We start from the raw sequence: 6,739 nt of genomic DNA on the forward strand, positions 1-6,739 counted from the left end.
TCTAAACTTCCATTCTAAACTTTAAAGACCATTTTAAAATCATGTTCCACGTGAAACATCCTATTCTTTTTCTTTTAAATTCAAATTTAAAAAATCGTTCCACGTGGAACGATTTAATCTTTTATTTAAATTCCTTACTTTAACGTTCCACGTGGAACGTTGTAAAATTCTTTTATTTTCTTCAGATATGTTTCACGTGGAACGCTATAAAAATTTAAAATCTAAAACGTTTCACGTGGAACATATATTCATTATTCTAAAGAAGTTTAACTACTGTTCCACGTGAAACATCTTCATTTTCTCTTCTTCCTTTTGTCTCATTAATTGAGCTTCTTCGTCTGACTTATCTTTGTATCCACAGTAATGTAGTATACCATGAGATAACACTCGTTTAAGTTCTTCAGCAAATGAAACATTAAAGTCTTTTGCGTTATCTGCAACGCGCTCTACAGAAACAAAAATATCTCCATTTAACTCGTTACCAACTGAATAATCAAAACTAATTATATCAGTTAAAGTGTCGTGATCTAAATATTCTACATTGATTTTATGAAGATACTCATCATCACAAAATATATAATTGATTTCTCCTTCGTTCTTGTTTTCAGAAACAATTACAGCACTAAGCCAGTCACTAAAAGCCTGCTCGTCTCCCAAAGTAAAATCTGTTTCGTAATTAAAATTTATCATTTTGTATTAAAGTATTCTTGAACTTTTTGATTAAAATTCGAGCGCAAAGGTAGTGATTGTCTGTTTAATATCTCTACACTGTTTAAATATTCCAATAGTGAACTTGGCAAAGCATTAGAACGATTAGTAAATTCAGCCTTATTAGTTTCAGATTGTCTTTGTGTATCTTGACCTTGTTGCTGAACTGCGTTATTCAATTTCCATAATTCTTGCTGAATATTTAATATACGTTGTAAGTTCTCATTCTTAAAACCTTTATTTAAAATCTGCTTTTCAGATTGTTTCATTTGGTCTATTACAGATTTACCTTGAGAGTCTAAACCTTTCTTTGCTAACTCTTTTTGTAATGCTTCACGAAGTTTAACTTGCTCTTTGTAAATCTCCATTATAGCTTCCGCATCTCCTTCTCCATCTTCTCCTTCATTACCGTTCTTCTCTCCTTTTCCGTTCTTACCATCTTTACCCGAAGAACCTTTATCTCCACTTTTGTTACCTTGTCCTTCTTTACCCTGCCCGTCTTTTCCTTGACCATTTTGTCCCTCACCAGACTTTCCATCTTTACCTTCTCCAGGTTTATCTCCAGATTGCTGTCCAGGTTTCATACCTTCTTTCATCTTATCAGCAAGTCCTTTTTGTTTCTGAATAATATCTGGCAACTGCATTCCTTGTCCATCTCCAGGTTTAGGTTTCCCCGCTCCCGGTTTAGACATTGACATCTGCATGTTATTCAATAAATCACTTAAAAAATCGGCTAACTTATTGGCTGATGAAACTGCATATTGTTGGTGTGAAACTCCTCTTGGAATCTGTACATCAGTTAAAGTTTCAATCGCCTTGTCCATGTTGTATTGAACATTTCCAATTTCTTTAGTAACATCTTCTGCTACTTTCGGATTACGTAATGAAAGTGCAAACAAACTGTCATCAACATGTCTGAACTGCTGTTTCAAATTCTGCTGAATCTTAATGTTTTTTGTAAATGTAGAAGAACCCAATTTCATTGCTTTAAACTGTTTCATCACATCTTCTTGCGACAAAGAATAAGCTAAAAGATTATCAAGAATCTGACGAAGTATTGCTACATCTTCTTCCAATTGTTCTTGTTCTCCACCTTCCATTTCGCTCTGCATTTCTTGAGCCATAGACTTCATTTTCTTTGCAGCACTTTTCTGTTTTGGTTTAGCTCCAGAAGTATTCTTTTTACTCAATTCTTCAGAAGCTTTATTAAGATCACTATCTACATCTTTTTCTTTTGAAGCATCAGATGGAATATCCAAAGGTTTCTTTAAGGTCTTGTTTTCCTCTTTCAAATCTTTTAAATCTTCCTGAATCTTATCAAAAGATTTATTGATTTCATCCTGTTTTTCTTTAATATTTTCTTTCTCTTTATTTGATAACTGTTCCTGTTGTTCTGACAGTTTATTTAATTTCTCAGCAACCTGTTCTGCTTTCTTTGAAACATAAAAACGTTTGGTTAACTCAACCAATTGTTCTAGATTACGAGATTGGTTTTTACTAATTTGTTTGAACTTTTCCATCTTATCAAACAGTTCTTCACTATTTAATTTATCGTTTAAGTTCTTCAATTCATCTAATAATTTCTGATTCTTTTCTAAATCTTTCTGTGCATTATCTAAACGCTTTTGCAAATCATCAGCAGTTTTATCTTTCTTATCGTCTTTAAACTTATCTAAATTCTGATTCATTTTCTCAGAAAACTGTTTCATCATTTCGTCTTGTTGTTTCTGACGCTTGATAAAATCATTGATCTTCTGCTGATCTTTAAACTCTAAATTATCTTTCTCTTTTCCTGTATTCTGAAGCTTATCCATTTCTGAAATCTGCTTCGTTTGGTTCTTCAAAGATTTAGATAAACTATTAATGTTTTGATTTTGCTGTTGTAATTCCTGATCCTGAATTTCATCTGTTGTAGCTACACGATCTGAAAATGTAGAAGACTTTGTAGACTTAAATCCGTGTGGTGCATCGTTATCAAAAACTTCAAAATAGTACTCGTATGAAACACCCTCTTCTACAGGAAGGTTACTTGGGAAATTAAAAACGAATTGATCAAATACTCCAGCCTTCACAGGAATGTTTCCACGCTTAGCAGATTGTGGTTTGTTACGTTCGTAATACACAATTTGTAATTTTGAAAGTCCATAATCATCACCCAATCTTCCTAGAATATAGTTCTTATCTAGCTTCAAACTATCAGGTGCAGGACCAACATTGATAGTTGGAAACTGGTCTTTAATAACAGAGAGCTGGTAATCAAGTTTTTCGTAGTTTTTAACCTTATCGTTAGACGTAAGAATTTGATATTCTGTATTTTGACTAATATTTTTACTCAATTTAAAGTCATTTTCAACCTTATTGAACTTAAATACTTCATTATCTCTTTTCCACTCAACTTCTTGTGTAGATTTGGTATTCATTTTCCAAGTTACAGTTGTTCCTTCAGGTACAATTGCGTTTCCTGTACCCTGAATTGTCTCTGATTTTTTCTTTAAATAAGATGGAAAATTCAAAACCATTTCGAAGTTTGCAATTGATGGAACTGTGATTACTTTCAATTCATATTCCTCTGAAACAACTGAATTTCCTTCAAAAGAAAATTGAATATTCTCAGCTGGTTTCTCCACTTTAAATTCAAACTTTCCAGGTTGAGAAGATTCCATAAAATAACTTTCGTCACCAATATGAATCATAACATTCTCAGGAACTACGTTTCCAACAGATTCCATTTTGATCACAAAATCTTTGTTTTGCTCTGCCTGTAAATTCGAATTCAAAACCACAAACTTGAAAGGAGCTGGTGGCAAAAATGCAGAATTAAAATGCACTACTCTATTCAAACTTTGAGAAATTACATTACTATTTCCAGAAATATAAAACACTGCAAAAAGCAAAATTGGAACTAAAGCCAATGGCAAATATTTTTTATTTGCTTTAAAATTGATCGCATTTCCAAAAGGAATTGGTTGCAATGAATTTGCTTTTTGCTCAATTGAAGCTAGAACCAATTCTGAACTTTCTGAATTATTTTCAGAAGACAATTGCAAAAAGTTAGTCAACTTATCGCTCACTTCTGTAAAATGATTTCCAATAATTTTAGAAGCTTGAGTATAATCTATTCCCTTCTGAAGTTTGAACAACTTGAACAAAGGAAAAAGAATTAAACGAACTAAAAGGAAAACTTCAACTCCCACAAATAACCAAAATAGAAAAGTTCTTCCCAAAGGTTTCAACCAAAGAAAGTACTCCACAAAAAGCGTAAACAAAAAATATAATAAACCAAAACCAGTAAAAAGTAAGATCCCTTTTATCAATTCGTTGGTATAATATTTCTTAATGAAAGCTTCTAACTTTTGATATATTGCAGATGATGTTTTCAAAATAAATCTGTTTTAATTATAACCTATAAAAGTAGTAATTATAATAATACCTTTTTAAGATTCTAAGTTACTAAGAGGCTAAGGTTCTAAGATTAAAAATCTAAAATCAACATTCTGAAATCTAAAATCATAAAACGTATCTTTGCAACAAAATTTTAAACAAATGTCAAAGCAAGTTCGTGTGCGTTTTGCACCAAGTCCGACTGGACCATTACATATTGGCGGAGTTCGTACTGCCCTATTTAATTATTTATTTGCAAAGAAACATAACGGTGTTTTTTATCTGAGAATTGAAGATACAGATCAGACTCGTTTTGTTCCAGGTGCAGAGGCTTACATTATGGAAGCTCTTGAATGGTTAGGAATTGCTCCTGAAGAAACGGTTGGAAAAAATGAAAAATTTGGTCCGTACAGACAAAGCGAACGTAAAGATTTATATCAGCAATATGCAGATCAGTTGATCAATTCTGGTTGGGCATATTATGCTTTTGATACTTCAGAATCTTTAGATGCTTTGAGAAAAGAACAAGAAGCTGAAGGAAAAACATTTATTTACAATCATACCAATCGTGAAAAATTAGATACATCTTTGGTAATTTCTGCTGATGAAGTTGCTAAAAGAATTGCAAATGGAGAACATTATGTAATCCGTTTTAAAACTCCGGTTGATGAAACATTACATTTGAAAGACATCATTCGTGGAGATGTGAAGTTTGAAACTAATCTTTTGGATGATAAAGTTCTTTTCAAAAGTGACGGAATGCCAACGTATCATTTAGCAAATATTGTTGATGATCATTTGATGGAAACTTCACATGTAATTCGTGGAGAAGAATGGTTGCCTTCTATGCCACTTCACGTTTTATTATACAAAGCATTTGGTTGGGAAGCTCCAGAATTTGCTCATTTACCTTTGATTTTAAAACCAATTGGAAATGGTAAATTATCAAAAAGAGATGGAGACAAAATGGGATTCCCAGTATTTCCATTAGAATGGAAAACTGAAGAAGGTGTTTCATCTGGTTATAGAGAAAAAGGATTTTTTCCAGACGCGGTTGTAAACTTCCTTGCTTTATTGGGATGGAATGATGGAACTGATAAAGAATTATTTTCTCTAGAAGAATTAGCTCAATCTTTTGACTTGAATAGAGTTCACAAAGCTGGAGCAAAATTTGATCCAGAGAAAAACAAATGGTTCAACCACCAATATTTAGTAAAACAAAATGATGCTGATTTAGCAAAAATCTTCTCTCCTATTTTAGAAGAAAAAGGCTTCTCGACTCCGCTCGAAGTGACAACTCGTATTGTTTCGCTTATTAAAGAAAGAGCAAACTTTGTTTCTGAATTTTGGGATTTAACTGATTTCTTTTTCCAAGCGCCAACATCTTATGATGAGAAAGCAAGCAAAAATTGGAAAGAAGAAACTCCAACTTTAATGCAGGAACTGATTTCTGTTTTAGAAAATATCGAAGATTTTACTTCTGCAAATATCGAAGCAATCGTGAAAGATTGGTTAACTAAAAACGAAATCGGAATGGGTAAAGTTATGCAACCTTTCCGTCTAAGTTTGGTCGGAGCACTTAAAGGTCCTCACCTATTTGACATTGTTGAAATCATTGGAAAAGAAGAAACTATTTCTAGAATTCAAAAAGCGATTGAAACTTTATAATTAAAATTTCATTTAAAAATAGAAACGCTAAGTAACATCTTAAAAATGTTCTTAGCGTTTTTTTAATGTTTGATAATTCCTTTTTAGAAGAATTTTCGTAATTTACCGAAATTCATAAATTAAACTAAATAACCATGAGTACAGCATTTATTATCTTTTTAGTATTGGCATTCTTCATTTTCATGTCGTCGTTCTTTACTGTGAAACAACAATCTTCTGTAATTATCGAACGTTTTGGAAAATTCCAAAGTGTTAGAAATTCAGGATTGCAACTTAAAATTCCAATGGTTGATAGATTGGCCGGAAGAGTAAATCTTAAAATTCAGCAACTAGATGTTATCATCGAAACTAAAACTAGAGACAACGTTTTCATTAAAATGAAAGTTTCAGTTCAGTTCAAAGTGATTCAAGATAAAGTGTATGAAGCATTTTACAAATTAGAATATCCACACGATCAAATTACTTCTTATGTTTTTGACGTAGTTCGTGCAGAAGTTCCAAAACTAAAATTGGATGATGTTTTTGAAAGAAAAGATGATATTGCGGTTGCAGTAAAACGTGAATTGAACGAAGCAATGTCTACTTACGGATATGATATCATCAATACTTTGGTTACTGATATTGATCCAGACATTCAGGTAAAAAATGCAATGAACAGAATCAACGCTGCTGATAGAGAAAAAACTGCTGCAGAATTTGAAGCTGAAAGTTCAAGAATTAGAATCGTTGCAAAAGCAAAAGCTGAAGCAGAAAGCAAACGTTTACAAGGTCAAGGTATTGCAGACCAACGTCGTGAAATTGCAAGAGGTCTTGTAGAAAGTGTTGAAGTTTTGAACAATGTTGGAATTAATTCTCAAGAAGCTTCTGCTTTAATTGTAGTTACTCAGCATTATGATACTTTACAATCGATAGGTTCTGATACAAACTCAAACTTAATTCTTCTTCCAAATTCTCCACAAGCTGGAAGCGATATGCTAAATAA

The 6,739-nt window shown here is 32.3% G+C and carries 4 protein-coding genes; 2 read left to right on the plus strand and 2 right to left on the minus strand.

The annotated features are described in order from the left end of the window. Positions 1-270: 270 nt before the first annotated feature. Together ybeY and B3J44_RS17105 are read right to left on the minus strand one after the other, a co-directional pair. Positions 271-690 (minus strand): rRNA maturation RNase YbeY, encoded by a 420-nt coding sequence (ybeY, locus tag B3J44_RS17100; RefSeq protein ID WP_179003067.1) that lies wholly within the window; start codon positions 688-690, stop codon positions 271-273. Beyond that, entirely contained in the window at positions 687-4,088 is a 3,402-nt protein-coding gene (locus tag B3J44_RS17105; protein WP_286969892.1) for a hypothetical protein, read from the minus strand. Before B3J44_RS17105 ends, ybeY begins: the two co-directional genes overlap by 4 nt. Before the next feature lie 163 nt (positions 4,089-4,251). On the opposite strand from B3J44_RS17105, the gene gltX reads away from it, so the two are divergent. Both gltX and B3J44_RS17115 read left to right on the plus strand, forming a co-directional pair. Continuing rightward, positions 4,252-5,757, plus strand: a complete 1,506-nt coding sequence (gene gltX / locus B3J44_RS17110) for a glutamate--tRNA ligase (RefSeq protein WP_286969895.1) — start codon at positions 4,252-4,254, stop codon at positions 5,755-5,757. 134 nt (positions 5,758-5,891) lie between these two features. Further along, positions 5,892-6,739: SPFH domain-containing protein (locus B3J44_RS17115; protein ID WP_286969897.1), on the plus strand; the 848-nt coding region annotated here is incomplete at its 3' end.

It is taken from the genome of Flavobacterium sp. UBA4854 (genome assembly GCF_002399805.1).
GTDB classification, from domain to species: domain Bacteria; phylum Bacteroidota; class Bacteroidia; order Flavobacteriales; family Flavobacteriaceae; genus Flavobacterium; species Flavobacterium ginsengisoli.